Here is a 24,160-nt window from a genome sequence, read left to right on the forward strand (position 1 = left end):
TGCTCCGTGGGCCCGCCGCCATCGGCCATCCATGGCCCAGAGTGTGTCAAAACATCCAAGCCAACCCTTGCTATGATTCCCCAGGATTTCATCGCAAGGGTTGCCCATGAAACGCTTTATTCAAGGTGAACACCGAGGTCAAAGTACCTTGCTCCCCGAGAGCCTGGACGATTACGTCAGCGACACCAATCCGGTGCGCGTTGTGGATGTCTTCGTTGATGAACTCGATCTGATCACCTTGGGTTTTGAAAGCGCTGTCCCCGCTGAAACCGGCCGACCGGCTTACCACCCGGCAGTCCTGCTGAAGATCTACATCTACGGCTATCTAAACCGCATCCAGTCGAGCCGACGCCTTGAACGCGAGGCGCAGCGCAACGTCGAACTGATGTGGCTGACCGGTCGCTTGATGCCGGACTTCAAGACCATCGCCAACTTCCGCAAAGACAACAGCAAAGCCATTCGAGGCGTCTGCCGCCAGTTTGTTGTGCTGTGCCAGCAGTTGGGGCTTTTCGCGGAAAACCTGGTTGCTATCGACGGCAGCAAATTCAAGGCGGTGAACCACCGCGACCGCAATTTCACCAGCGCCAAGCTGAAGCGGCGGATGGAAGAAATCGAATCGAGCATTGGCCGTTATCTAAAGGCGCTGGATGCGGCTGATCGGGAAGAGCCCATGCCCTCGGGTCCCAAAAGTGGCGGCCTTGAAGAGAAAATCGCCAAACTAAAGGAGCAAATGAAAGCGCTTCAGGCGATTGAAGTTCAGCTTGAGGAATCGCCTGATAAGCAGGTTTCACTGACCGACCCGGACGCCCGCTCGATGATGACGAGCGGCAAAGGAATCGTGGGTTACAACGTACAGACCGCGGTCGATACCAAGCACCATCTGATTGTCGCGCACGAAGTGACCAATGTGGGTCACGACCGTGATCAGCTCAGCTCGATGGCGCTGCAGGCCCGTGAGGCGATGAAACTCGAATCTTTGTCGGTGGTGGCTGACCGAGGGTACTTCAAAAGCGGGGAAATCCTTGCCTGTTACGAGGCCGGAATTAGCGCTTATGTGCCGAAGACGCTGAGCTCGCGCGCCAAATTCGATGGCCGCTTCAACAATGACGAGTTTGTTTACGACGCGGACAAAGATGTGTACGTCTGCCCCGTCAAGGAAGTGCTGATCTGGCGAAACTCTTACGTCGACAATGGCAAGACGCTGAACAGTTACTGGAGCTCCAACTGCCGGGCCTGCTCGATAAAAGCACAATGCACACCGGCCAGAGAGCGAAAGGTTCGTCGCTGGGCACATGAGGCGGTGCTGGAGGAAATGCAGGTCCGCTTAGACAATGCGCCGCAGATGATGAGCATCCGCAAGCGGACCGTCGAACATCCCTTCGGGACGCTCAAACAATGGATGGGTGCGACACATTTTTTGACCCGACGGCTTGCCGGGGTGAGCACCGAAATGAGCTTGAATGTGCTCGCCTACAACTTGAAGCGAGTGATGAAAATCCTCGGTGCGCAGAATCTGATGAAAGCGCTGGCGGCCTGAAAAGCCTCCTTTTTTGCCCGATGGACGAGCTGAGAAGCGTTACTAGCGGCATTAAAAGCCGGCTGGAGCTACGAAGAACGCTTTAGGTGTAATTAGCCAGCCAAACATCGTCGGCGCTACGCGCCGACGATGTTTGAACTAGTTTTTACACACTCTGGGCCGGCGGCGGCTAACCCGGCATCCATGCCGGGTTGCCCACTGCGCAGAACCTCCTCTCGGCCTCACGAGGGGGCAAGAAGATCAAGAGCTAAAGCCAAAGCAAAAGCGAGGCGGCCTGCCGGCCGGCCTGATCGCGGGGTTCGTTCGCCTGTGAGAATTGAGTCGGCTGGCAGGCCGTCATCGCGAGCAAGCTCGCTCCCACAGGTACTCAGTACATCTGAAAGACACTGGTCGGCTGGCAGGCCGCCTTCGCGAGCAGGTCGGATCGCCGCACCGTCGCTCCTACAGAAGAGCAAAGGCAGAGCAGCCCACACCACCGCGTCGCTCTTCACCACTCATCAGGCCGAGCGTTAGCTCGCCTGCAGCTCTTGATCTTGATCCACCCGCCCCCTCGGAAGGCTGAGCGGAGGCGTTCATCCGGGGGTAGGCGCGCAGCGCCGTTCGGCGCAGCCGAACACATCGAGAGGAGGTCGAGCGAAGCCGACCGGAGGCGATGCCCCCGGATGAATGCCGGAGCGAAGGAACCCCGAGCCCAGGCGAGGGGCCGTACGTTCGGGGCGAGCGTTTTTTTGCTTACTTTTTTTAGGCGCTTGTAAAAAAAGTAAGTCGCCGTAAGGGCCAGCCCTTTCAAGGTGTTTTCCCTTTATGGGCCTTAAGCACCCGATCCGTCGACACATGAGCGTGCGCAGCTTTGCCGTCCAGCCACTCCTTGGGTTTGGCGATTTTGGGACCACGTATGCTTTTGGCCACTTGCTTGGGCTTGATATTCCTGGCGAGCGCCAACAGTCGCGTTGCCAGCGTTTCTAAGGTCGTTTGAAGTGTCAGGTAATCTGAGGGCAGTGCGATCTGCATGCCCTCGTATCCGCTACGCACTTGTACCGTCAGGTGGAAGATCGAAGCTTCCCAGCCTTCGGGCAATGTCTCGCGATGAGCCTGTTCCACGCTGCGCTTGAGCACTGCCAGGACGTTGTAGGCCAGGATCGCCGAGGCAAAACCCAGCAACGCCGCCCGCGGAGCGCCAAGGCTTTCGATTTCACTGTCCAGCACCGATTCCAGGCGCTGGAACATCCCTTCGATACTCCAGCGACGACGGTATAACTCGGCGATCTGCCCGGCGCTGACGGTGTCTGGCAAGTTGCTCCAGAACCACATCACAGTGTCGCCTGAGTCAGTAGGTGTCTGTAGGTTCAGTTCAACTCGACGCCAGCGGTGACCACCTTTGAGTTCGATGATTTGCTCGCGCACCGTTGCGGATTCGATGGCCACAGATTCTTGCCAGCCGCCTTCCTCAATCAACCGTGGATGTTTGCTTTGCTGGCGAATAATGAACGAAGCCCCCGCTTCCTCGCAGGCTTGCATGACGGGCAGCGTGCAGTACAGCCGATCGGCCATCCATAGCTGGCCCTTAGTGGCGTGGGCCAACAGCGGCAGCACGCTGACGCGCTCACTGGCGTAGGCATCCTCGCATGGCTGCAAGTCGACGATCTGATCGAGGTCCGGGTCGTAGACCACTACTGAAAACCCTGGTCGCGCCGCACCTCGCTCACGCCGCAAAGCCCCCAAGCGTTTTTCAGTAGAAGGCAGGTGGTTGCCGTCGACAATGCGCAGCTGCCAGCCGGGCAAAATGGCTGAGCAGCCCAACTCTTTTATCGTCGGAGCCAGGCGCTCGGCGCTTCCTGTAACCAACGCCCGCAGCAACGCGGGCTCTGTGCGGCTGACCTTGTCATAGAGCGCCGCCAACGTAACCGGCAGCCCCTCCATTTGCCGGGCAGCGGCATGCAAAGAAGGGCGCAAACCTAATGAAACAAGGGACATCAGCTCAACGATGGTCGAAAACAAAAGCTCACGCGGGTACTGGCGTTGACGGTGTTCTTCAAACACCTGATCAACCCATTCGGCAGGAACAGCCTGCTCCAGTATCAATTTCGTCATGACACTGGCCGGTGTCTTTTTTTCAAACCGCGCTAGAACTTCTGCCCACATCGTTTTCGTCACCCTGACTGGTTTTTAGGGGATTCTAAACGAAGACCTTGAAAGGGCTGGCCGTAAGGGCGAAACCATAAGTGGCCGTTACCAAAAAAACAGATATGTACACCACCCCAAAAAAGCGACCACTCATCCAAAGCGATACAAAAACAAATATGACACGTCATTTTTTGTTTGATATTAAATCCTGTATCGCTTATAAAGTTCCCCATGCCCCAGAACAGATTCAAGGCGGGAACTCAAAAATGTACGCACAGCTAGTAGAAACAGGCGTAAAGCGCATCAAAGCCCTCTCGGAAATGTCCGACCAGGAACGCGCATTCCAGGAAAAAATCGATTCAGAAATCAAGATCGAAGCCAAGAACTGGATGCCAGATGCCTACCGACAGACCCTGATCCGGCAGATCTCCCAACACGCCCACTCCGAAATCGTCGGCATGCTGCCCGAAGGCAACTGGGTCACCCGCGCGCCGTCGCTCAAACGCAAACTGCAACTGATGGCCAAGATCCAGGACGAAGCCGGCCACGGCCTGTACCTGTACAGCGCCATGGAAACCCTCGGTGCCGACCGTGATGAAGAAGTCGCCAAGCTGCACAGCGGCAAGGCCAAGTACTCGAGCATCTTCAATTACCCGACGCTGAACTGGGCCGACATGGGCGCGGTGGGCTGGCTGGTCGATGGTGCGGCGATCGTCAACCAGGTGGTGCTGCAGCGCACCTCCTACGGCCCGTATTCCCGGGCGATGATCCGCATCTGCAAGGAAGAGAGCTTCCACCAGCGCCAAGGCTACGAAATCCTCCTGACCATGATGCGCCACGGCAATCAGGCGCAAAAAGACATGGTCCAGGACGCGATCAACCGCCTGTGGTGGCCGTCGCTGATGATGTTTGGCCCGAGCGACGAACACTCGCCGAACAGCGCCCAGTCCATGGCGTGGAAAATCAAGCGCCAGAGCAACGACGAACTGCGCCAGCGCTTCATCGACCAGACCATCCCGCAGCTTGAACTGCTGGGCTGCACCTGCCCCGATCCGGACCTGAAGTGGAACGCCGAACGCGGCCACTACGACTTCGGCGAAATCCAGTGGAACGAATTCTACGAAGTGCTCAAGGGCAACGGCCCGTGCAACCAGGAACGCGTCGCCACCCGCCGCAAGGCGATGGAAGACGGTGCCTGGGTCCGTGAAGCCGCCGTCGCCCACGCCCGCAAAAAACAAAACAAGCACGCCGCCTGATCCGGCCACCTGATGTGGAGTAACTGAAATGTCCGAGTGGACCCTCTTCGAAGTCTTCGTGCGCAGCAAGCACGGCCTCAACCACAAGCACGTCGGCAGCGTGCATGCCGCCGATACCACCATGGCCATCGAGAACGCCCGCGAGCTCTACACCCGTCGCAGCGAAGGCGTGAGCCTGTGGGTGGTGCCTTCGGCATTGATCACCGCCTCGTCGCCAGATGAAAAAGACCCGCTGTTCGATCCGTCGGACGACAAGGTCTACCGCCACGCCAGCTTCTACGAGCTGCCGGCCGAAGTCGGGCACATGTGAGGTCGACCATGGACAACAAGACTGATCTGATCGAATACCTGCTGCGCCTCGGCGACAGCGCCCTGATCCAGGGCCAGCGCCTGTGCCAGTGGTGCGGCAAGGCCCCGGCGCTGGAAGAAGAGCTGGCGCTGATGAACGTCGGCCTCGACCTGGTGGGCCAGGCACGCAACTGGCTGGAGTACGCCGCCGAACTGCTGGACGACGGCCGCGATGCCGATCACCTGGCGTTCCGTCGCGACGAGCGCGCCTATCGCAACCTGCTGCTGGTGGAACAACCCAACGGCGACTTCGCGGTGACCATGCTCAAGCAGTTCCTTTATGACGCCTGGCATTTGCCGGTACTGCAGGGCCTGAGCCAGTCCAGCGACGAACGCATTGCCGGGATTGCCGCCAAAGCGGTGAAGGAAGTGACCTATCACCTGCGCCGCTCCGGCGAATGGATCGAGCGTATGGGTGACGGCACCGAGGAAAGCCACAAGCGCTTGCTCGCGGCCATCCCCGAAGTCTGGCGCTTCACCGTGGAACTGATCGCCGCCGATGACAGCGAGCAGCGTGTGTGTGAAGCCGGCATCGCCCCGGACATCGCCAGCGTGGCCGCCCAGTGGCAAGCCAAGGTCGAGCAGATTTTCACCAGCGCCACCCTGCCCGTGCCGGCCAAGCCGAGCTACTTCTACCTGAATGCACGCAAGGGCCTGCACACCGAACACCTGGGCATCCTGCTGGCCGAAATGCAGTTCCTGCCACGAGCGTATCCCGATGCAACCTGGTGAGCTGATCGCCAGCGACCTCGGCGCCCGGCCGGCTCAACCGACCGACCTGGCTGCCGCGTGGGCGATTCTGGCAGAGGTAATGGACCCGGAAGTGCCGGTGGTCAGCGTGGTTGACCTGGGCATCGTCCGCGATCTGGACTGGCAGGCCGGCCACCTTCACGTGGTGGTCACGCCGACCTACTCCGGCTGCCCGGCCACCGAAGTGATCGAGAGCGATATCCGCGAGGCCCTGGAACTCGCCGGATTCAAGGCGCCGCAATTGGAGCGCAAGTTGACCCCGGCCTGGACCACCGACTGGATCAGCGACAGCGGCCGCGAACGCCTGCGCGCCTACGGCATCGCACCGCCCGAGGGCAGCACCAGCAAGCGCAGCCTGCTCGGCGAAAGCCCGCAGGTTGTGTGCCCGCAATGCGGCAGCGCCCACACCGAGGTCCTCAGCCAGTTCGGCTCCACCGCCTGCAAGGCGCTGTACCGCTGCGTCGATTGCCGGGAACCGTTCGACTATTTCAAGTGCATCTGAGCGGCGAATCGGCCGTCCCAGCTGGAGAACAACAATGAGCAAATTTCACAGCCTGACCATCAAGGACGTGCGCGCCGAGACCCGTGACGCGGTGTCCATCGCCTTCGAGATTCCGCAGGAACTGCAAGACAGCTTTCACTACACCCAGGGCCAGCACCTGGTGATGCGCACCCAACTGGACGGCGAAGAAGTACGCCGCTCCTACTCGATCTGCACCGGGGTCAACGACGGTGAACTGCGCATCGCCGTCAAGCGTGTGGCGGGCGGACGCTTCTCGGCGTTTGCCAACGAACAGCTGAAAGCCGGGCACACCCTGGAAGTGATGCCGCCCGCCGGGCACTTCTGCGTTGAGCTCGATCCGGCGCGCCATGGCAATTACCTCGCTGTGGCCGCAGGCAGCGGCATCACGCCGATCCTGTCGATCATCAAGACCACCCTGCAAACCGAGCCCCACAGCCGCGTCACCCTGCTGTACGGCAACCGCTCCAGCTCCGGCGCGCTGTTCCGCGAGCAGCTCGAAGACCTGAAAAACCGCTACCTGCAACGCCTGAACCTGATCTTCGTGTTCAGCCGCGAGCAGCAGGATGTCGACCTGTACAACGGCCGGATCAACGCCGAGAAGTGCGAGCAACTGTTCAGCCGCTGGCTCGACGTCAAGGCCCTCGACGCCGCCTTCATCTGCGGCCCGCAGGAGATGACCGAGACCGTGCGCGACAGCCTCAAGGCCAAGGGCATGCAACCTGAGCGCATCCATTTCGAATTGTTCGCCGCCGCCGGCAGCGAGCAAAAACGCGCCGCTCGCGAAGCCGCCCGTCAGGTGGATGCGGCGGTCAGCCAGATCACCGTGATCAGCGACGGCCGCGCCCTGGCGTTCGACCTGCCGCGCAACAGCCAGAGCATCCTCGAAGCGGGTAACGAGCAAGGTGCGGAACTGCCCTACTCGTGCAAGGCCGGGGTGTGCTCGACCTGCAAGTGCAAGGTCATCGAAGGCGAAGTGGAAATGGACAGCAACCACGCCCTGGAAGACTACGAAGTGGCCGCCGGCTACGTGCTGTCGTGCCAGGCCTTCCCGATCAGCGACAAGGTGGTGCTGGATTTCGATCAGCTCTGATATCCGATTCACACCAAATCCTGTGGGAGCGAGCCTGCTCGCGAAGAGGCCATCAGATCCGACATTGATGGCGCCTGATTCGCAGTCTTCGCGAGCAGGCTCGCTCCCACAGGGATCCGGTGATCGACCCGAATACACCGTTTCACCCAAAACAAAAACAACAAAGGAGCGCGCGTCATGACACCCCAGGAAGTAGAACTCATTCGCCAGCACCCGGATTTCATCCAGCTGGTTCGCCGTAAACAGAAGCTGTACTGGTCACTGAGCCTGGCCATGCTGGTGATTTACTACGGCTTCGTGCTGCTGGTGGCTTTCTCCCCTTCTACCCTCGGCCAATCCCTGAGCGGCGGCGTGACCACCGTGGGCATGCTGGTGGGTGTCATCATCGTCGGGCTGGCCTTTGCGCTGACCGGTTTCTATGTCTATCGCGCCAACAACGTGATCGACCCGCTGAATGAAAAACTCAAGCAGGAGTGCGCCCGATGAGCCGCCTTCTTGCGCTGTTCCTGCTGCCGCTGGCGGCTGTCACTGATGTTGCGATGGCTGCTGACGGCACAGCCCGCCCATTGAACTGGAACGCCATCGGCATGTTCCTGGTGTTCGTGCTGTTCACCCTTGGCGTGACACGCTGGGCGGCACTTCGCACCCGCTCCACCAGCGACTTTTACACCGCTGGCGGCGGCATGACCGGTTTCCAGAACGGTCTGGCGATTGCCGGCGACATGATCTCGGCAGCCTCGTTCCTCGGCATCTCGGCGATGATGTTCCTCAATGGCTACGACGGTTTGCTCTACGCCCTGGGCGTGCTGGCCGGCTGGCCGATCATCCTGTTCCTGATTGCCGAACGCCTGCGTAACCTGGGCAAGTACACCTTTGCCGACGTGGTGTCCTATCGCCTGGAACAGACCCCGGTACGCCTGACCTCGGCCTTCGGCACCCTGACCGTGGCCCTGATGTACCTGGTGGCGCAGATGGTCGGCGCCGGCAAGCTGATCGAACTGTTGTTCGGCATCGACTACCTCTACGCGGTGATGCTGGTCGGCGTGTTGATGGTGTTCTACGTGACCTTCGGCGGCATGCTCGCCACCACCTGGGTGCAGATCATCAAGGCGGTGATGCTGTTGTTCGGCACCAGCTTCATGGCGTTCATGGTGCTCAAGCACTTCGGCTTCAGCACTGAGGCGATGTTTGCCGGTGCCACCGCCGTGCATGCCAAGGGCAACGCGATCATGGCCCCCGGCGGCTTGCTGTCCAACCCGATCGATGCGATTTCCCTGGGGCTGGGCATGATGTTCGGCACCGCCGGCCTGCCGCACATTCTGATGCGCTTCTTCACCGTCAGCGATGCCAGGGAAGCGCGTAAAAGCGTGTTCTACGCCACCGGTTTCATCGGCTACTTCTACTTGCTGCTGATCATCGTCGGCTTCGGCGCCATCGTCATGGTCGGCACCGATCCGGCGTTCCGCGACGCCAGCGGCGCGATCATCGGTGGCGGCAACATGGTCGCCGTACACCTGGCCCACGCAGTAGGCGGCAACCTGTTCCTCGGCTTCATCTCGGCGGTCGCCTTCGCCACCATCCTGGCGGTGGTTGCCGGGCTGGCACTGTCCGGCGCCTCGGCGGTGTCCCATGACCTGTATGCCTGCGTGATGCGCAAGGGCCAGGCCAGCGAACAGCAAGAGATGCGCGTGTCGCGAATCGCCACCCTGTGCATCGGTGTGCTGGCGATCATCCTTGGCCTGCTGTTCGAATCGCAGAACATTGCCTTCCTCTCGGGCCTGGTGCTGGCCATCGCGGCGTCGGTGAATTTCCCGGTGCTGTTCCTCTCGATGTACTGGAAAGGCCTGACCACCCGCGGCGCTGTCCTCGGCAGTCTGTCCGGACTGGTCTCGGCGATTGTGTTGCTGGTGCTGAGCCCGGCGGTGTGGGTCAACGTGATGCATCACGACAAAGCGCTGTTCCCTTACTCCAACCCGGCGCTGTTTTCCATGAGCCTGGCGTTCTTTAGTGCATGGCTGTTTTCCGTCACCGACACCTCGCCCCGTGCAGCCCTTGAGCGTGGCCGTTATCTGGCGCAGTTCATCCGCTCGATGACCGGCATCGGTGCCACCGGCGCCAGCAAACACTAAACGACGACCGAACAGTTGGCAGGGAATAAAAATAATGACACCCGCACGTACCACGTCTTACCCATCACTGTTTTCGATGGCCGCCGCATTGAGTCTGCCCATGATCGCCCCCAGCGCCATGGCCGACTTCATCGGCGACAGCAAGGCCCGTATTGATATGCGCAACCACTACATCAACCGCGACTTCCGTCAGGACAACGCGCCGCAATCCAAGGCCGAAGAATGGGCCCAGGGGTTCACTGCGCGCATCGAGTCCGGGTTCACCGACGGCACCTTCGGTTTCGGTCTCGACGCACTGGGCGAGTTGGGGCTCAAGCTCGACTCCAGTCCCGACCGCCGTGGCACCGGGCTGCTGCCGTTTGGCCCGCAGAGCCATGAGCCCGACGACGATTACAGCGAACTGGGCCTGACCGGCAAATTGCGGGTCTCCAAGAGCGTGTTGAAACTCGGCACCCTGCAACCCTTGTTGCCAGTGGCGACCTACAACGACACACGCCTGCTGGGCTCGACCTTTGAAGGTGGCTTGCTGACCAGCCAGGAAGTCGACGGCCTGACGGTGAATGCCGGTCGCCTGACCAAGGCTAACCTGCGGGACTCTTCCAGCAACGATGACATCGGCTTCGGCGCTGCCAGCAGCGATAACTTCGACTTCGGTGGCGGCAGCTACGCGTTCAGTCCGCAACTGAACCTGAGCTACTACTACGGCAAGCTCGACCAGATCTATCGCCAGCAATTCGCCGGACTGGTGCATACGCAACCGCTGGGCAACGGCTTCAACCTGCGCAGCGACCTGCGTTATTTCGACAGCCGGGGCGACGGCGCCGAACGGGCCGGGCGCATCGACAACCGCAACCTCAACGGCATGTTCACGGTGTCCCACGGTGCCCACAAGGTCAGTGCCGCCTACCAGCAATTGTCCGGCGACAGCGCCTTTCCGTTCCTCAACGGCGGCGATCCGTACGTGGTCAACCTGGTGACTTTCAACACCTTTACCCGCGCCGACGAGGATTCCTGGCAGCTGCGTTACGACTATGACTTCGCGGCGCAAGGCATTCCCGGCCTGACCTTCATGACCCGCTACACCGACGGCAGCCATGTCAAGGCCGGCAGCGTCGGCAACGGCAGCGAATGGGAGCGCGACACCGATATCAGCTACGTCATCCAGAGCGGTGTGTTGAAGAACGTCAGCCTGCGCTGGCGCAACGTGACCTTCCGTTCCGGCAATGGCTTGACTACCGCCGTCGATGAGAACCGGCTGATCGTCGGTTACACCCTGGCGCTTTGGTAATTCCGAAAAGGCGCGGTCGCGACCGCGCCAAAACCCTTCATAACCAGGAGCAATCGTGATGTCTCACGCCCCTACCCTGCATGCCCCTACCCTGCAGAGTTTCATCGCCGGTCGCTGGATCGGCCAACAGGGCGCACAAGTGCTGCGCAGCGCCATCGACGGACGCGAGATTGCGCACACTCATGAAGAACGCCCGGACTTTGCCGAGGCCATCGAACACGGCCGTCGCCAGGGCATCAGCGGCTTGATGGCGCTGGACTTCCAGCAGCGCGCCCAGCGTCTCAAGGCTTTGGCCCTGTACCTGAGCGAGCGCAAGGAACAGCTCTACGCGATTTCCCATCACAGCGGCGCGACCCGTGCCGACGGCTGGATCGATATCGAAGGCGGTAACAGCACGCTGTTCACCTACGCCAGCCTCGGCTCCCGCGAGTTGCCGTCGGGCAACATCGTCCACGAAGGCCCGGCCATGCAGCTGAGCAAAATGGGCACCTTCGCCGGTACGCACATCCTGGTGCCTCGCGGCGGCCTGGCGGTGCACATCAACGCGTTCAACTTCCCGATCTGGGGCATGCTGGAAAAGTTTGCCCCGAGCTTCCTCGCCGGCATGCCGTGCATCGTCAAACCGGCCAGCGCCACCAGTTACCTGACTGAGGCCGTGGTGCGCCTGATGGACGAATCGGGCCTGCTGCCAGCGGGCAGCCTGCAACTGATCATCGGCAGCACCGGCGACCTGCTCGACCGTCTGCAAGGCCAGGACGTGGTGACCTTCACCGGTTCCGCCGACACCGCGGCCAAGCTGCGGGTCAACCCGAATCTGATCCGCAACTCGGTGCCGTTCAATGCTGAAGCCGACTCGCTGAACTGCGCGATCCTCGCACCGGACGTGACCCCGGACGACGAAGAGTTCGAGCTGTTCATCAAGGAAGTCGCCCGGGAAATGACCACCAAGGCCGGGCAGAAATGCACCGCCATCCGCCGTGCCATCGTTCCGGCCAAGCATATCGATGCAGTCGCCACGCGCCTGCGTGATCGCCTGGCCAAAGTGGTGGTCGGCGACCCGTCGGTGGAAGGCGTGCGCATGGGCGCATTGGCTTCCCACGATCAGCAGAAAGACGTGGCAGAACGCCTGGAAGCCCTGTTGCAGAGCAGCGACCTGCTGTTCGGCGCCCGCGACGGTTTCGAGCCGCGTGGTGAAAATGTGGATAAAGGTGCGTTCTTCGCCCCGACCTTGCTGCAGGCCCGCGACCCGCATGCCGAAGGCGGCGCCCATGACATCGAAGCGTTCGGTCCGGTCAGCACGTTGATGGCTTACGACGACATCGACGAAGCGTTGGTCCTGGCTGCTCGCGGTAAAGGCAGCCTGGTCGCCAGTCTGGTCACCAAGGATCCACAAATCGCCGCCAAGGCAATTCCTGTTGCAGCGGCCTGGCACGGTCGTTTGCTGGTGCTGGACCGTCACTCGGCGGGTGAATCCACCGGCCACGGCTCGCCGCTGCCGCAACTCAAGCATGGCGGCCCGGGTCGCGCCGGTGGCGGTGAAGAACTGGGCGGTCTGCGTGCGGTGAAACACTACCTGCAACGCGCGGCGGTGCAAGGTTCGCCGACCATGCTGGCGGCGGTCACCGGCGAATTCGTGCGTGGCGCCAAGGTCATCGAGACCGACGTGCATCCGTTCCGTCGCTACTTCCAGGACCTGCAGATCGGCGAGTCGCTGCTGACCCACCGTCGCACCGTCACCGAAGCCGATCTGGTGAACTTCGGCTGCCTGTCGGGCGACCACTTCTACATGCACTTCGACGAGATCGCGGCCAAGGAATCGCAGTTCGGCAAGCGCATCGCCCACGGTTACTTCGTGCTGTCGGCGGCGGCCGGCCTGTTCGTATCCCCTGGCGTCGGCCCGGTGCTGGCCAACTACGGCCTCGACACCCTGCGCTTCATCAACCCGGTGGGCATCGGCGACACCATCCAGGCGCGCCTGACCTGCAAACGCAAGATCGATCAGGGCAAGAAGAGCCCGCAGGGCATTCCGCAAGGGGTGGTGGCTTGGGATGTGGAAGTGACTAACCAGTTGGGTGAGCTGGTGGCGAGCTATGACATTCTCACCTTGGTCGTAAAACGCGAAGACTGACATGGCACCCTGTAGGAGCGAGCTTGCTCGCGATGGACGTGAATGATGGCACGCGCTTTCTGGATAAACGCGTTGTTCTCAGGTTCTTCGCGAGCAAGCTCGCTCCTACAGTTCTTTCGTGGTCCACCTTAAACTACCGTGGGAGCGGGCCTGCCCCCACATTTGATCTGCGTTGTCTGCTAATGCCTGCGCAACCACTCGATAAACAGCGCAAACAACTCCGACTGCGACCCCACCTCCAGTTTCAGGTACAGGTTCTTGCGGTGCATGCGCACGGTTTCCGGCGAGATGTTCATCTGGCTGGCCGTGGACTTCACCGAATGCCCGCGCAACACCATGTGCGCCACTTGCCGCTCACGTTCGGTGAGCAAATCGCTGCCGAAATGCTCGAACGCCGACTGCACCCGGTGCTTGAGATCATCGCGCATGCCCTGGTCTTTATCGCACTGGATCTCGCCACTGCGCAGCAATCCACGCTGACTGAACTCACTGATGAATTCGCGCACCAGCGGTTCCACGGCGCGCAGCAGGTTCAGCTGTTCGGCGCTCAGGCATTCACCGCCGAAACCCTGATAGAGGCTGACGGAAATCTTCGTGTCATTGCCCGTATCGACGATGTAGTAGCTGTCTTCCGAGCAGCCCGCCTTCAGGTAATAGGATTTGTAGTAGTCACTGTCGAAGAAATTGTCCGGGGCAATTTCCTCCAGGTGATAGAAGCCTTGCGCCAACCCCTGCTCAACCGCCAGGCAGAATGGGTCGAGCAAATAACCGCCGGCAAAATAGCGCTCCAGGATCGAGACCTGATACTCCTGGGCAATCCCGCGCTGATGCAGCAACTGGGGCGCGCGGTCCTTGCGCTCCAGGCTGATCATCATCGACTCGACGGACACCAGCTGCGCCAACGCCGACGCCAGGTGTTGCAGGGCGTCAGGCTCGTCGATATGGGCGAATGCCTCGCGCATTCCCCCATGCCATTTGTGCAATGCCCCGAAGGGCACCGCGATCAGCGTATCGTCGTCTGGTTTGCTCATGCCCCGCAGTCTAGCGGCTGGACACACCCTTGGTAACAGCCTGACTGACGAAATCATTGGCCCGCGTACTGTCCGCTCGCTTCAAGCTCGGCGGCCACTTCCAGAATGCACTCGCGCAGGGTCTCGACGATTTCATCGACCTGGACAAACGTCAGGATCAGCGGTGGCGACATCACGTTGAGGTGCATGATCGGCCGCACCAGCAAGCCCCGGGCCTGGGCCCGCACGTGGATTTTCTCGCCGATGTTGATCTCGTCGGGGAACAGCGCCTTGGTGCGTTTATCGGCGACGAACTCCACGCAGGCCATGAGTTTCTGGCAGCGCACATCCCCCACCAGCGGCAAGTCTCGCAGGGTTGCCAGACGCTCCTCCAGATAAGCCCCCACCGTATCGACATGGGCCAGCAGGTTTTCCCGCTCGATGATCTCGATGTTCTTCAGCGCCGCCGTGCAGCACACCGGATGCCCGCTGTAGGTGAAGCCGTGGGTGAAGCAGCGGCCCTTGCCCGGCTCGGCGATGACTTTCCAGATACGCTCGGAAAAGATGCACGCACCCAGAGGCAGATAGGCCGAGGTCAGGCCCTTGGCGGTGGTGATGATGTCGGGCTGCACGTCGAACACATCATAGGAGGCAAAGAACTTGCCCAGGCGCCCGAACGAGGTCACCACTTCGTCGGCGACAAACAGGATGTCGTAGCGCTGGCACACGTCCCACATGCGCTTGAGGTAACCCCGGGGCGGAATGATCACCCCGCCCGAGCCCATGATCGGCTCGGCGAAGAACCCGGCAACCTTGTCCGCGCCAATCGAGAGGATCTTGTCTTCGAATTCCTTGACCAGGAACTCGAGGAACTGCGCTTCGTCCATGCCATCAGGGGCGCGGTACGGGTTGGGGTTGGAGACGTGGTGGATCAGCGGGTTGGCGTAATCGAACTCCGGCACCCGGTCGGCGGCCTTGTTGCCGATCGACATGGTCAGGGTGGTGGAGCCGTGATAGGCGTTGAACCGCGCAATGACGTGCTTCTTCTCGGGTTTGCCACGGCAGTTCTGGTAGTACTGGATCAGCCGGTACGCGGTGTCCACGGCGGTGGAGCCGCCGGTGGTGAGGAACACATGGTCGAGGTCACCGGGAGCGAGGCTAGCGAGTTTTTCGCACAACTGGATTGCGACGTTGTTCGACATGTCGGAAAACGGATTGGAATAGGCCAGTTGCCGCACCTGATCGGCGATGGCCTCGGCCATTTCCTCGCGGCCCAAACCGATGTTGGTGCACCACATGCCGCCCACCGCATCGAGAAAGCGGTTGCCCTGGGTGTCGAAGATGTAGGCGCCTACGCCTGCGACGATGTTCAACGAGCCTTGTTCGGCGTGTTCATCGAACACGTGATAGCCGTGCATGTGGTGAGCCTTGTCGGCCTTGACCAGCCGGGACTCGTCCGCTGGGGAAAAAACGCTGCGTGTTGGCGTCGCCATAAATAAACCTCTAACCGAATTGACTAACGTTCGAACCCATCAGATGCCGCTTTTCACGGTGCTCCAGACCCGGGTAATCGCCCGCATGTCCTTGGCGTCCTGGGTCTTCTGCGGGAACAGCCGCTCGCGGGTCTGCGGATCGGGGTAGATGGCCGGGTTGTTGCGCACATCGGCGTTCAACAACGGGGTAGCCGCCGCGTTACTGTTGGCGTAGTTGATGAAATCACTCACATCGGCCATCACCTGTGGCTGCATCAGGTATTCCAGGAATTTGTGAGCATTGGCGACGTGCGTCGCGTCGGCCGGGATGTACAGGTTGTCGAACCAGATCAGCGAGCCTTCCTTGGGGATGAAGTAGGCCAGGTCGATCTTCTTCTTGGCCTCTGCGGCGCGGGCCATGGCGGTGGCGTAGTCGCCGGACCAGGTCATGGCCATGCACACGTCGCCATTGGGCAGGCTGGTCAGGTAATTGACCGAGTCGAACTTGCGGATGTACGGCCGCACCGACAGCAGCAAGTCCTGGGCGGCTTTCAGATCCTCCGGTGCGGCGCTGCGCGGATCACGCCCCAGGTACTTCAGGGCCATGGGAATGACTTCAGTCGGGGCATCGAGCAGGGTCACGCCGCAATCGGCAAAGCGTGAGACGATCTTGGGGTCGAAGATCATCGCCAGCGAGCCGATCGGCGCGTCCGGCATGCGTTCCTTGATCTTGTCGACGTTGTAGGTCACGCCGTTGCTGCCCCAGGTGTAGGGCGCAGAGTACTGGGTGCCAGGGTCATAGCCTTGCAGATCTTCGAGGATCTGTGGATCCAGGTTGGTCCACCCCGGCAACTGCTTTTTATCCAGCGGCTGGAACACCTTGGCCTTGATCAGCGGTGGCGCGAGGGAGGCATTCAACACGATCAGGTCATAACCGGAATGGCCGGTGAGCAGCTTGGCCTGCACCGTTTCATAAGAATCGAATGTGTCGTAGACCACCTTGATACCGGTGGCCTTTTCGAAATCGGCGATGGTTTTTTCACCGATGTAGTCCGCCCAGTTGTACAGCCGCAGCGTATGGCTGTCGTCCACTTGAGCGGCGTAGGCATGAAAGGTCAGCGGTACAACAAACAGACTGGAAATCACCTTAAGCAGCGTCTTGCCCATAGCAAATGCACCTTATAGCGAGTTCGGCTCTGGATGAGCGGATGCCCCCACTATTGGTCGATTCGCCGGGCGCGGCCATACCCCGAAAGGGTGTGTGTCGCTTTTGGCACACTGGCATGGCAAAAAGCGGCAGTGCAGTTGACCCGTTTTGCCATAGATCGGGGTTTGTCCGGCGCTTAAAGTGGCAGCCTGAACCGACCCCTGCGGAGCCTGCGATGACAGACCTGATCAAACACGAGCAACGCGATGGCGTGTTGACGCTGACGATCGACCGCCCGGACAAGCTCAACGCACTGAACAACGCCATGTACACGCAGTTGGCCGACCTGCTGCAGGCCGCCGACGAAGACGAGCAAACCGGCGTGATCATCATCACCGGTGGCCCGACCTGCTTTACCAGCGGCAATGACCTGGTGGATTTCCTCCAGCACCCGCCGACGCATCTGGACGCCCCGGCATTCCACCTGATGAAGGTCGTCACGCGCCTGCAAAAACCGCTGGTCGCGGCAGTCTGCGGTGCGGCCATCGGCATCGGCACCACGTTGCTGTTGCACTGCGACCAGGTGCTGGTGACCCGCAACGCCAAGCTGCGCATGCCGTTCGTCAACATCGGCCTGTGCCCCGAATTCGGCGCCAGCCTGTTGCTGCCACGCCGGCTCGGCCATGCCCGCGCCGCGAGCCTGCTGCTGTTGGGCAACGGCCTGGACGGTAACGAAGCGGTGGCCTGGGGCCTGGCCAACGAAGCCTTCGATGACGGCGCACAATGCCTGGCGGCGGCGACAACAATCGCCCAGCGCTTCCTGGCCATGCCCCAGCAAGCCTTGCGCCAGTCCCGGCAGCTGATGAAACAGGCTTCCCTGGCCGAACTGGAAGCCACCCTGCGCGAAGAAAACACGCTGTTCATCCAGCGCCTGAATACCGACGAGGCGAAAACCGCCTTGAACGCCCTGCTCAATCGCAGTACAGATAAGAATCCACCGAAAGGAAACCAGCCATGAACACTCCAGAAATCTACGTCGTCAGTGCCGCCCGTACCGCCATCGGTACGTTCGGTGGTTCGCTCAAGGACGTGCCGCTGGCCGACCTCGCGACCACGGCCGTGAAAGCCGCCCTGGAGCGAGCCGCCGTGGACCCGGCGCTCGTTGGCCATCTGGTGATGGGCAACGTGATCCCGACCGAAACCCGCGACGCCTACATCTCCCGCGTCGCGGCGATGAACGCCGGCATTCCGAAGGAAACCCCGGCCTACAACGTCAACCGCCTGTGCGGTTCGGGCCTGCAAGCGATCATCAACGCCGCCCAGACCCTGATGCTCGGCGATGCCGACATCGTCGTCGGTGCCGGTGCCGAATCCATGAGCCGTGGCCCGTACCTGATGCCGGCCGCCCGTTGGGGTTCGCGCATGGGCAACGCCCAGGTCATCGACTACATGCTCGGCATCCTGCATGACCCGTTCCATGGCATCCATATGGGCATCACCGCCGAGAACGTCGCTGCGCGCAACGGCATCACCCGCGAAATGCAGGACGCCCTGGCTTTCGAAGACCAGAAACGCGCCGCCCACGCGATTGCCAGCGGCTACTTCAGCGAGCAGATCGCGACCGTGGAAATCCAGGATCGCAAAGGCGTCAAACTGTTCAGCGTCGACGAACATCCGCGCGCCACGTCCCTGGAACAGCTGGCTGCGATGAAGCCTGCGTTCAAGAAGGACGGCTCGGTCACCGCCGGCAACGCCTCGGGCCTCAACGACGGCGCCGCCGCACTGGTCATGGCCAGCGGCAACGCGGTCCAGGCCAACAGCCTGAAACCCCTCGCCCGCCTGGTCAGCTACGCCCACGCCGGCGTCGAACCTGAGTTCATGGGCCTGGGCCCGATCCCGGCCACCCGCCTGGCGCTCAAGCGCGCCGGCCTGACCGTCGCCGACCTGGACGTGATCGAAGCCAACATCGCCTTCGCCGCCCAAGCCTGCGCCGTCAGCCAGGAACTGGACCTCGACCCGGCCAAGGTCAACCCGAACGGTTCGGGCATCGCCCTGGGCCACCCGGTGGGCGCAACCGGCGCGATCATCGCCACCAAGGCCATCCACGAACTGCACCGCACCGGCGGCCGCTACGCGCTGGTGACCATGTGCATCGGTGGTGGCCAGGGGATTGCGGCGATTTTCGAACGCGTCTAAGCAATAGCCGAAAAAAGGCCGGTGATCACGCAGATCACCGGCCTTTGTTTTTTTCAGATCTCGCTATAACCGTTTGATGGTTTGCCCCTGCAACTGGTCGCAATCGATCAATACCGTCCCCGCCCCGCACCCTAGATTACCCCTCAGAACACGAAGCCGTTCCGCGCGGCCAGTCACTGAGGAGATCGCCCCATGCACAGTTTCCAGAACCGCAAACAGCAGAGCCCGATCGATGGCTGGGACCATCAGGACCCGGAAGAGGCCTTCACCCTGCCCTCGCGTTACTTCTACGACGACACCCTGTTCAAGGCCGAGCGCGACAACATTTTCATGCACGCCTGGCACGTCGCCGGGCACGTCAGTGAGTTCGCCGAGCCGGGGCAATTCGTAGTCACGGATCTGTTCGACCAGAGCGTGGTGGTGGCGAAAAACCGTCAGGGCCAAATCCATGCTTTCCACAACGTTTGCCAGCATCGCGGCAATCGCCTGCTCGAAGAGCGGCGCGGTACCACTGGCGGCGTGGTGCGTTGCGCCTATCACTCGTGGTGCTACGAAATGGACGGCAGCCTGCGCAGCGCACCCCGCTGCGAGAAGATGAAGAACTTCGAGTTGCAGCAGTTCAACATCCCGCAGGTGCGCACCGAAGAAATGGGCGGCTTCATTTACTTCAACCTCGACCCGAACGCGCCGTCCCTGCGGGACTTGTTGCCTGGTGCCGACGAGGAAATGCGCCGGGTATTTCCGGACCTGGCCGACATGCGCCTGATCGAAGAACAGGACGTGATCGTGCCGGCCAACTGGAAGGTGATCATGGACAACTCCATCGAGGGTTATCACTTCAAGCTGTCGGGGCCGTGCCACATCGACCTGGCGAAGTTGATCGATTTCAAAGGCTACCAATTGACCAAACGCGACAACTGGTGGACCTACATCGCCCCGGCCAACCTTACGGTGACCGAAGCCTACGGCGTGCCCCTGCGCAAGGACCTCAACCCCGACGAGTGCTTCTTCAACATTGGCATGTGGCCGAACAATACCTTCTATACCTTCCCGTTCTCGGAGTTCCTGGGCTCGTTCATCATGATCCCGCTTGACGCCGAGCGCTCGCTGCTGCGCTTCGGCTACTACTCCAGCAATGCCGAGACGGCCGAGGTGAGCAAGTCCTGCATGAAGTGGATGAACGAAGACCTGGGGCCGGAAGACATCGCCCTGAACATCTCGGTGCAGAAAGGCCTGCGTTCCCTCGGTTACGACCAGGGGCGCTACATGATCGATGCCCAGCGCAGCAATGAAAGCGAGCACCTGGTGCATCACTTTCATCGGTTGGTGTTTAACGGGATTCATGGATCGACGTCGATCTGACTGCTACGCAGCCCATGTAGGAGCGAGCCTGCTCGCGATGGCGGACCGACAGTCAACATCAATGCCGCCTGACCCACCGCTTCGCGAGCAGGCTCGCTCCTACAGGTTTTGTGTCGTGATTTTTATTGATGGAGCTTCCCAAGCCATGACCGACCATGAGTTTGATTACCTGATCGTGGGCGCAGGATCCGCCGGCTGTGTGCTGGCCAACCGTCTGGGCGCAGACCCGGCGGTGCGGATTCTGCTGCTGGAGGCCGGGCCGGCGGACCGGAGCTGGACCATCGACATGCCCTCCGCCGTGGGCCTGGTGGTCGGCGGCACGCGCTACAACTGGAGCTACAGTTCCGAGCCTGAACCCTTTCTGGACGGGCGCCGGATCGGCACGCCGCGCGGCCGCACGCTGGGCGGTTCGTCGTCGATCAATGGCATGGTCTATATCCGCGGCCATGCCCGGGACTACGACGGCTGGGCCGCACAGGGCTGCGCCGGCTGGAGTTATCAGGACGTGTTGCCGTACTTCAAACGCGCCCAGACCCATGCCGATGGCGCGGACGATTACCGCGGGGCGACCGGGCATCTGCACGTCACCCCCGGCGATACTACGACGCCGTTGTGCGCGGCGTTTCTGGCAGCCGGCGCCCAGGCCGGGTATGGCCTGAGCGATGATTTGAACGGTTATCGCCAGGAAGCCTTCGGCCCAGTGGATCGCACCACCCGCGCCGGTCGGCGCTGGAGCACCTCCCGTGGCTATCTGCGTGAAGCGCTGGAACGCGGCAATGTGCAGGTGCGCACCGACGCGCTGGCGCTGCGCATTCTGTTCGACGGCAAACGCGCCGTCGGCATCGAGTACGAGCACAATGGCGAGGTCCATCAGGCCCTGGCCCGACGTGAAGTGCTGCTGACCGCCGGGGCGATCAACTCGCCACAATTACTGCTGCTGTCCGGGATTGGTCCGGCAGCGGAACTGCGGGACCTGGGGATCGAGGTCAGACACGACCTGCCCGGCGTCGGCCGGCGGCTCAACGATCACCCGGACACGGTGGTGCAATACCTGTGCAAGCAGCCGGTGTCGCTCTACCCGTGGACCACCGCGCCGGGCAAGTGGTGGATCGGCGCACGCTGGTTTGCCACCCACGACGGGCTGGCGGCGAGCAACCATTTTGAAGCCGGGGCGTTCATCCGTTCCCGGGCCGGGGTCGAGTTTCCTGACCTGCAACTGACCTTCATGCCCTTGGCGGTCAAACCCGGCAGCGTCGACCTGGTGCCCGGCCATGCGTTCCAGATTCACATCGACCTGATGCGCCCCACCAGCCTGGGCAGCGTCACGCTCGACAGCGCCGACCCCAGGCAGCCGCCGCGCATCCTGTTCAATTACCTGAAAACCGAGCAGGATCGAGCCGACATGCGCGCCGGTGCGCGGCTGGTGCGCGAGATCATTGCGCAACCGGCCATGGCCGCTTACCGGGGTGAAGAGTTGGTGCCCGGCCCGCAGGCGCAAAGTGATGAAGCGCTGGACGCCTGGGCCAGGCAAGTCACGGAAACCGGCTACCATGCCAGCGGCACCTGCAAGATGGGACTGGCGGACGATGCCGAGTCCGTGGTCGATCCGCAACTGCGGGTGCATGGCCTCGACGGATTACGGGTGGTGGACGCCTCGATCATGCCCATGATCGTCAGCGGCAACACCAATGCGCCGACGGTGATGATCGCGGAAAAGGCCAGCGACCTGATTCGCGGCTTGCCTGCACTGCCGGCCGTCGATGCCCCGGTGTGGATTCATCCACAATGGCAAACGCAGCAACGATAGAGATCACTCATGAGTAATCAGTCGTCCAGCAGCACCGATGCACGTTTCACCTGGCGGCGCGGCGAGGTCGCGCCACTGCGGGTCGCGGTGCTGATGCTGCCGTCGTTTTCCAACTTCGGTCTGGCGGCCGTGCTGGAACCGCTGGCCATCGCCAACTGGCTGACTCAGCGCCCCCTGTTCGAGTGGTCGCTGTTGTCCCTGGACGGCCAGCCGGTACAGGCCAGCAATGGCCTGACCACGGTCGCCAATGACGGTTTGAAGGCCGATCAGGGTTTCGATGTGTGCGTGGTGCTCGCCAGTTTCGATGTGCACAAACACAGCCGCAACCTCGCGCTCAAAAGCTGGTTGCGCAAGCAGGCGCTGTTCGGCGCGGTGTTGATGGGCGTGGAAACCGGCACCGAACTGCTCGCCGCCGCCGGGGTGCTCGACGGCTACGAAGCCGCCGTGCATTGGGACAACCTGCAAGGGTTTCAGGAAAGTTATCCACGGGTCCACGCCAAGCCGCAGCTCTACACCCTGGAGCGCCAGCGCATGACCTGCGCCGGCGCCACCACGACCCTGGACATGCTGCTGGGCTGGATCGGCCAGAGCCTCGACAGCGAACTGGCCCGGGAAATCGGCATGCACCTGTTGATGGGCCAGGTGCGCGCACCGGCCGACAATCAACTGGACGGCGGCCTGACCAACACCGGGCTGTACGGCAGCAAGATCCGCCGCGCCATCGGCTTGATGGAACAGGCGCTGGAAGAACCGCTGGATTGCGAAGCGATTGCCGCTCAGGTCGGCCTGTCACGGCGGCAACTGGAGCGGCAATTCAAGCATCAGACCGGCCTGTCTCCGCTCAAGTACTACATCACCCTGCGCCTGGCCAAGGCCCACAGTTTGCTGCAACAGACGCGCCTGAGCGTCGCCCAGGTGGCAGCCTGCTCGGGCTTCGGTTCGCTGGAGCACTTTTCCCGCACCTATCGCGCTCGCTTCGGCTGCCCGCCCAGCGAAGACCGCAGCCAGGTCTGGACCGCCCCGGTGATGCGCCAGCCGCTGCGCAAGGAGCATCGGCCGGTCGAGGCAGACTGACTCACAGCCGATAGCCCGGTTCTTCTTCGTCGAGCATCCCCATCAGCGCATTGAAATGCCTGTCGGCAAAGCCCGGATAGTCGAGCCATTGCCTACAGGTCTTGCGGGCGATTTCATCACTGGCGATGCGCAGCTCACGGCCGGTGGCAAGCGCGGTGAGGTAGGTCTCGCAGGCGCGTTCGAAGTAGTACAGATCATCGAACGCCTGGGCGATGCTCGGCGCCGCCACCAGCACGCCATGGTTGCCCATCAGCAGAATCGGCTTATCCCCCAGCAGGCGGCTGACCCGCTCCGCCTCGTCTCCCAGGCCCATGCCGTCGAAACCTTCGTCGATCACCACCCGCTCGAAAAAGCGCATGCAGTTCTGCTCGATCGGCGGCAGGCGCGAATCCTTCAAACAGGCCAGGGCCGTCGCGTATTTCGAGTGGGTATGCAGGATGCAACGGGCGTGGGGCTGGTTGCGATGCAAGGCGCTGTGCAGTGCCCAGGCGGTGATGTCCGGCGCGTCCGGGCGGTCAAGGCTGGCGGGGTCATCGGCGTTGACCAGCAGCAGGTCGCTGGCCTTGATCCGCGAGAAGTGCTTGCCGTAAGGGTTGATCAGAAACTCCCGGCCGTCCCCTGACACCGCGACGCTGAAGTGATTGGCGATGGACTCGTGCAGGTTCAGCCGCGCCGCCCAGCGGAACGCACAGGCCAGGCGGATACGCAGTTGCTCGACAGGTTGATTCATCCCGTGCTCCACAGCGGTTGATCGATTGCCTGCCAGTGTAGGGGCGCAACGGGTGCGCACTTGACGGGAAACGACAGGGATTGCCGTTATCCACCAGCGTTGAGATTGCGGGAAAGCGGCATGGTTTTGCCGCGATTGATCAAGGGCCGCGCGATGCTCACGACCATAGTGAGTGCCATCAACGCGTTA

The 24,160-nt window shown here is 61.7% G+C and carries 20 protein-coding genes; 15 read left to right on the plus strand and 5 right to left on the minus strand.

Translation table 11 applies throughout. From position 1 onward, the window contains the following. Nucleotides 1–106: 106 nt before the first annotated feature. Nucleotides 107–1,537 (plus strand): IS1182 family transposase, encoded by a 1,431-nt coding sequence (locus AC3ITY_RS23200; protein WP_489304679.1) that lies wholly within the window; start codon nucleotides 107–109, stop codon nucleotides 1,535–1,537. 786 nt (nucleotides 1,538–2,323) lie between these two features. Here AC3ITY_RS23200 and AC3ITY_RS23205 read toward each other — a convergent pair. After that, complete coding sequence (locus tag AC3ITY_RS23205; RefSeq protein ID WP_489305208.1) at nucleotides 2,324–3,628, minus strand: IS4 family transposase; 1,305 nt, start codon at nucleotides 3,626–3,628, stop codon at nucleotides 2,324–2,326. Between the two features lie 299 nt (nucleotides 3,629–3,927). Here AC3ITY_RS23205 and paaA point away from each other — a divergent pair, with 299 nt between their 5' ends. The 9 genes from paaA to paaZ all read left to right on the plus strand — a co-directional run bounded on the left by paaA (nucleotide 3,928) and on the right by paaZ (nucleotide 13,173). Continuing rightward, a complete protein-coding gene (paaA, locus tag AC3ITY_RS23210) occupies nucleotides 3,928–4,917 on the plus strand; it encodes a 1,2-phenylacetyl-CoA epoxidase subunit PaaA (protein WP_489305209.1) in 990 nt (329 codons plus the stop codon). 28 nt (nucleotides 4,918–4,945) lie between these two features. After that, nucleotides 4,946–5,227: a 1,2-phenylacetyl-CoA epoxidase subunit PaaB gene (gene paaB, locus AC3ITY_RS23215; protein WP_007943393.1), complete on the plus strand. Its 282-nt coding sequence runs from the start codon at nucleotides 4,946–4,948 to the stop codon at nucleotides 5,225–5,227. A gap of 8 nt (nucleotides 5,228–5,235) precedes the next feature. After that, entirely contained in the window at nucleotides 5,236–5,997 is a 762-nt protein-coding gene (paaC, locus tag AC3ITY_RS23220) for a 1,2-phenylacetyl-CoA epoxidase subunit PaaC (RefSeq protein WP_489305210.1), read from the plus strand. Further along, nucleotides 5,984–6,517, plus strand: coding sequence for a 1,2-phenylacetyl-CoA epoxidase subunit PaaD (gene paaD / locus AC3ITY_RS23225; protein ID WP_223460096.1), 534 nt, complete (start codon nucleotides 5,984–5,986; stop codon nucleotides 6,515–6,517). Before paaC ends, paaD begins: the two co-directional genes overlap by 14 nt. A 34-nt stretch (nucleotides 6,518–6,551) precedes the next feature. Then, nucleotides 6,552–7,628 (plus strand): 1,2-phenylacetyl-CoA epoxidase subunit PaaE, encoded by a 1,077-nt coding sequence (gene paaE / locus AC3ITY_RS23230; protein WP_489305211.1) that lies wholly within the window; start codon nucleotides 6,552–6,554, stop codon nucleotides 7,626–7,628. Between the two features lie 177 nt (nucleotides 7,629–7,805). Further along, nucleotides 7,806–8,114, plus strand: coding sequence for a DUF485 domain-containing protein (locus tag AC3ITY_RS23235; RefSeq protein ID WP_489305212.1), 309 nt, complete (start codon nucleotides 7,806–7,808; stop codon nucleotides 8,112–8,114). After that, a complete protein-coding gene (locus tag AC3ITY_RS23240) occupies nucleotides 8,111–9,757 on the plus strand; it encodes a cation acetate symporter (protein ID WP_489305214.1) in 1,647 nt (548 codons plus the stop codon). Before AC3ITY_RS23235 ends, AC3ITY_RS23240 begins: the two co-directional genes overlap by 4 nt. A gap of 34 nt (nucleotides 9,758–9,791) precedes the next feature. Beyond that, nucleotides 9,792–11,045 (plus strand): OprD family porin, encoded by a 1,254-nt coding sequence (locus tag AC3ITY_RS23245; RefSeq protein WP_489305215.1) that lies wholly within the window; start codon nucleotides 9,792–9,794, stop codon nucleotides 11,043–11,045. Between the two features lie 58 nt (nucleotides 11,046–11,103). Further along, entirely contained in the window at nucleotides 11,104–13,173 is a 2,070-nt protein-coding gene (paaZ, locus tag AC3ITY_RS23250; protein WP_489305217.1) for a phenylacetic acid degradation bifunctional protein PaaZ, read from the plus strand. Nucleotides 13,174–13,352: 179 nt separating this feature from the next. Here paaZ and AC3ITY_RS23255 read toward each other — a convergent pair whose 3' ends face one another. The 3 genes from AC3ITY_RS23255 to AC3ITY_RS23265 are packed head-to-tail and all read right to left on the minus strand — an operon-like array spanning nucleotide 13,353 to nucleotide 16,822. Further along, the gene (locus tag AC3ITY_RS23255; RefSeq protein ID WP_489305219.1) at nucleotides 13,353–14,261 is read right to left on the minus strand and encodes a helix-turn-helix domain-containing protein; all 909 of its coding nucleotides are present in this window, start codon (nucleotides 14,259–14,261) and stop codon (nucleotides 13,353–13,355) included. Beyond that, nucleotides 14,258–15,676 carry an aminotransferase gene (locus AC3ITY_RS23260; protein ID WP_489305220.1) on the minus strand — a complete coding sequence of 473 codons (1,419 nt, stop codon included), beginning with the start codon at nucleotides 15,674–15,676 and terminating at the stop codon, nucleotides 14,258–14,260. Before AC3ITY_RS23260 ends, AC3ITY_RS23255 begins: the two co-directional genes overlap by 4 nt. Nucleotides 15,677–15,715: 39 nt before the next feature. Continuing rightward, nucleotides 15,716–16,822 carry a polyamine ABC transporter substrate-binding protein gene (locus AC3ITY_RS23265; protein WP_489305221.1) on the minus strand — a complete coding sequence of 369 codons (1,107 nt, stop codon included), beginning with the start codon at nucleotides 16,820–16,822 and terminating at the stop codon, nucleotides 15,716–15,718. A 215-nt stretch (nucleotides 16,823–17,037) separates the two neighbouring features. Here AC3ITY_RS23265 and AC3ITY_RS23270 point away from each other — a divergent pair, with 215 nt between their 5' ends. The 5 genes from AC3ITY_RS23270 to AC3ITY_RS23290 all read left to right on the plus strand — a co-directional run bounded on the left by AC3ITY_RS23270 (nucleotide 17,038) and on the right by AC3ITY_RS23290 (nucleotide 23,241). After that, entirely contained in the window at nucleotides 17,038–17,820 is a 783-nt protein-coding gene (locus tag AC3ITY_RS23270) for an enoyl-CoA hydratase-related protein (RefSeq protein WP_489305223.1), read from the plus strand. Then, nucleotides 17,817–18,998, plus strand: a complete 1,182-nt coding sequence (locus AC3ITY_RS23275) for an acetyl-CoA C-acyltransferase family protein (RefSeq protein WP_489305224.1) — start codon at nucleotides 17,817–17,819, stop codon at nucleotides 18,996–18,998. Before AC3ITY_RS23270 ends, AC3ITY_RS23275 begins: the two co-directional genes overlap by 4 nt. A 192-nt stretch (nucleotides 18,999–19,190) precedes the next feature. Then, nucleotides 19,191–20,360 carry an aromatic ring-hydroxylating oxygenase subunit alpha gene (locus AC3ITY_RS23280; RefSeq protein WP_489305226.1) on the plus strand — a complete coding sequence of 390 codons (1,170 nt, stop codon included), beginning with the start codon at nucleotides 19,191–19,193 and terminating at the stop codon, nucleotides 20,358–20,360. A gap of 145 nt (nucleotides 20,361–20,505) precedes the next feature. Further along, nucleotides 20,506–22,167, plus strand: a complete 1,662-nt coding sequence (locus AC3ITY_RS23285) for a choline dehydrogenase (protein WP_489305227.1) — start codon at nucleotides 20,506–20,508, stop codon at nucleotides 22,165–22,167. Nucleotides 22,168–22,176: 9 nt separating this feature from the next. After that, nucleotides 22,177–23,241 carry a GlxA family transcriptional regulator gene (locus tag AC3ITY_RS23290; protein ID WP_477777716.1) on the plus strand — a complete coding sequence of 355 codons (1,065 nt, stop codon included), beginning with the start codon at nucleotides 22,177–22,179 and terminating at the stop codon, nucleotides 23,239–23,241. 1 nt (nucleotide 23,242) lies between these two features. On the opposite strand, the gene AC3ITY_RS23295 is transcribed toward AC3ITY_RS23290, so the two are convergent. Next, entirely contained in the window at nucleotides 23,243–23,971 is a 729-nt protein-coding gene (locus AC3ITY_RS23295) for a class II aldolase and adducin N-terminal domain-containing protein (protein WP_489305228.1), read from the minus strand. Nucleotides 23,972–24,160 lie beyond the last annotated feature (189 nt).

It is taken from the genome of Pseudomonas sp. GL_091 (assembly GCF_057837725.1).

Coding starts and splice junctions, on each gene's coding strand:
- AC3ITY_RS23200 (WP_489304679.1), top strand. CDS start 107: ATGAAACGCTTTATTCAAGGTGAACACCGAGGTCAAAGTACCTTGCTC.
- AC3ITY_RS23205 (WP_489305208.1), bottom strand. CDS start 3,628: ATGACGAAATTGATACTGGAGCAGGCTGTTCCTGCCGAATGGGTTGAT.
- paaA (WP_489305209.1), top strand. CDS start 3,928: ATGTACGCACAGCTAGTAGAAACAGGCGTAAAGCGCATCAAAGCCCTC.
- paaB (WP_007943393.1), top strand. CDS start 4,946: ATGTCCGAGTGGACCCTCTTCGAAGTCTTCGTGCGCAGCAAGCACGGC.
- paaC (WP_489305210.1), top strand. CDS start 5,236: ATGGACAACAAGACTGATCTGATCGAATACCTGCTGCGCCTCGGCGAC.
- paaD (WP_223460096.1), top strand. CDS start 5,984: ATGCAACCTGGTGAGCTGATCGCCAGCGACCTCGGCGCCCGGCCGGCT.
- paaE (WP_489305211.1), top strand. CDS start 6,552: ATGAGCAAATTTCACAGCCTGACCATCAAGGACGTGCGCGCCGAGACC.
- AC3ITY_RS23235 (WP_489305212.1), top strand. CDS start 7,806: ATGACACCCCAGGAAGTAGAACTCATTCGCCAGCACCCGGATTTCATC.
- AC3ITY_RS23240 (WP_489305214.1), top strand. CDS start 8,111: ATGAGCCGCCTTCTTGCGCTGTTCCTGCTGCCGCTGGCGGCTGTCACT.
- AC3ITY_RS23245 (WP_489305215.1), top strand. CDS start 9,792: ATGACACCCGCACGTACCACGTCTTACCCATCACTGTTTTCGATGGCC.
- paaZ (WP_489305217.1), top strand. CDS start 11,104: ATGTCTCACGCCCCTACCCTGCATGCCCCTACCCTGCAGAGTTTCATC.
- AC3ITY_RS23255 (WP_489305219.1), bottom strand. CDS start 14,261: ATGATTTCGTCAGTCAGGCTGTTACCAAGGGTGTGTCCAGCCGCTAGA.
- AC3ITY_RS23260 (WP_489305220.1), bottom strand. CDS start 15,676: ATGGCGACGCCAACACGCAGCGTTTTTTCCCCAGCGGACGAGTCCCGG.
- AC3ITY_RS23265 (WP_489305221.1), bottom strand. CDS start 16,822: ATGGGCAAGACGCTGCTTAAGGTGATTTCCAGTCTGTTTGTTGTACCG.
- AC3ITY_RS23270 (WP_489305223.1), top strand. CDS start 17,038: ATGACAGACCTGATCAAACACGAGCAACGCGATGGCGTGTTGACGCTG.
- AC3ITY_RS23275 (WP_489305224.1), top strand. CDS start 17,817: ATGAACACTCCAGAAATCTACGTCGTCAGTGCCGCCCGTACCGCCATC.
- AC3ITY_RS23280 (WP_489305226.1), top strand. CDS start 19,191: ATGCACAGTTTCCAGAACCGCAAACAGCAGAGCCCGATCGATGGCTGG.
- AC3ITY_RS23285 (WP_489305227.1), top strand. CDS start 20,506: ATGACCGACCATGAGTTTGATTACCTGATCGTGGGCGCAGGATCCGCC.
- AC3ITY_RS23290 (WP_477777716.1), top strand. CDS start 22,177: ATGAGTAATCAGTCGTCCAGCAGCACCGATGCACGTTTCACCTGGCGG.
- AC3ITY_RS23295 (WP_489305228.1), bottom strand. CDS start 23,971: ATGAATCAACCTGTCGAGCAACTGCGTATCCGCCTGGCCTGTGCGTTC.